The organism is Rhodococcus sp. C-2 (assembly GCF_027854095.1).
GTDB lineage: Bacteria > Actinomycetota > Actinomycetes > Mycobacteriales > Mycobacteriaceae > Rhodococcus_F > Rhodococcus_F qingshengii.
Genome location: NZ_JAQGFI010000037.1, coordinates 1 through 1321, shown reverse-complemented (window position 1 = coordinate 1321; position 1321 = coordinate 1). Strand labels below are relative to the sequence as shown.

Annotated in this window: 1 rRNA gene (cut by a window edge); it reads left to right on the top strand. The window is 55.1% G+C overall.

Features of this window, described 5'->3' with window-relative positions:
• Window positions 1–1321, top strand: a 23S ribosomal RNA gene (locus PCS43_RS33305); its annotated part reaches 1384 nt to the left of the window's first position; the annotation flags it as partial.

Sequence of the window (1321 nt, the reverse complement as noted above, 5' to 3'; positions counted from 1 at the left end):
GGGCAGGTGTGTGGATGGGTAGGGGAGCGTCGTGTGGCCATGGAAGCGGCAGGGTGACCTAGCCGTGGAGGCCACACGAGTGAGAATGCAGGCATGAGTAGCGAAAGACGAGTGAGAAACTCGTCCGCCGAATGACCAAGGGTTCCTGGGCCAGGTTAATCCGCCCAGGGTGAGTCGGGACCTAAGACGAGGCCGACAGGCGTAGCCGATGGACAACGGGTTGATATTCCCGTACCCGTGTGAACGCGCCCATGGTGAATCAGTGATACTAACCATCCTGAAGCCACGAGAAGACCTTCGGGTCTCGAGTTGGTGGATGCATGGGACCTGATCTGGTAGTAGCCAAGCGATGGGGTGACGCAGGAAGGTAGCTGAGCCAGTCAGTGGTAATACTGGTGTAAGCGTGTAGGGCGTGACCTAGGCAAATCCGGGTCGCACATAGCCTGAGACGTGATGCGTAGCCGATTGAGGCGAATTCAGTGATCCTATGCTGCCGAGAAAAGCCTCTAGCGAGCTTTCACACGGCCCGTACCCCAAACCGACACAGGTGGTCAGGTAGAGAATACTAAGGCGATCGAGATAACTATGGTTAAGGAACTCGGCAAAATGCCCCCGTAACTTCGGGAGAAGGGGGGCCCTGTCTGGTGACGACATTTACTGTCTGAGCTGGGTGGGGCCGCAGAGACCAGTGAGAAGCGACTGTTTACTAAAAACACAGGTCCGTGCGAAGTCGTAAGACGATGTATACGGACTGACGCCTGCCCGGTGCTGGAAGGTTAAGAGGACCGGTTAGTTCCTTCGGGAGCGAAGCTGAGAATTTAAGCCCCAGTAAACGGCGGTGGTAACTATAACCATCCTAAGGTAGCGAAATTCCTTGTCGGGTAAGTTCCGACCTGCACGAATGGCGTAACGACTTCTCAGCTGTCTCAACCGTAGACTCGGCGAAATTGCATTACGAGTAAAGATGCTCGTTACGCGCGGCAGGACGAAAAGACCCCGGGACCTTCACTACAGCTTGGTATTGGTGTTCGGTTCGGTTTGTGTAGGATAGGTGGGAGACTGTGAAGCGGTGACGCCAGTTATCGTGGAGTCGTTGTTGAAATACCACTCTGATCGAATTGGACCTCTAACCTCGGACCATGATCTGGTTCAGGGACAGTGCCTGGTGGGTAGTTTAACTGGGGCGGTTGCCTCCCAAAATGTAACGGAGGCGCCCAAAGGTTCCCTCAGCCTGGTTGGCAATCAGGTGTCGAGTGCAAGTGCACAAGGGAGCTTGACTGTGAGACTGACAGGTCGAGCAGGGACGAAAGTCGGGACTAGT